General features: G+C 42.0%; 1 protein-coding gene. It reads right to left on the minus strand.

Annotated features, from left to right (window positions below; all coding sequences use genetic code 11):
- Nucleotides 1-446 (minus strand): Orn/Lys/Arg decarboxylase N-terminal domain-containing protein (locus CXQ94_RS24220; RefSeq protein WP_368665599.1); only part of this gene is annotated, 446 nt, incomplete at its 3' end.
- Nucleotides 447-502: the final 56 nt, after the last annotated feature.

Here is a 502-nt window from a genome sequence, read left to right on the forward strand (position 1 = left end):
GTACAGAAAGTATATTTACCTTCACGAACATATTTAAACAGTGCTTTAGTCAGCGGAGGCAGAATAGTGTTGATATATTCGTCAGTGGTCTGCTTGATCTTATTAGCAATATCTTCAGCAGCACCCAGCGCATATTCAAAGAAGCTAATCTGTAAACGCAGGTCATTCAGGCTTACATCGAGAGTGGAATACGTATTAGCGAACGCGTACAACGGCAGGTTCTCGTTCATTTTGCTAATTTCTTCGCACAGCTCGAGATTATATTTATCCCAGTCAAAAATAACGCCGCACAGACGCGCATTGTTTTCGATCAGTTTTAATAAGTCGTCACGGTCGTTCGGGTAAACCATCTGGAAGTTCAGACGTTCAAGCGCGCGATGAAGTTCACGGATGGGTTCTTCTTTAAAATAAACCCCCATGTGATTCAATATTGCAATAACGTTCATAGTCATATCTCCAGGTAAAAAAGGCCCCTCCCAACACATGGGACAAAATGAAAGGA

Origin of the sequence: Arthrobacter sp. GMC3, from assembly GCF_002929305.1 — a bacterium.
Classification (GTDB): Bacteria; Actinomycetota; Actinomycetes; order Actinomycetales; family Micrococcaceae; genus Specibacter.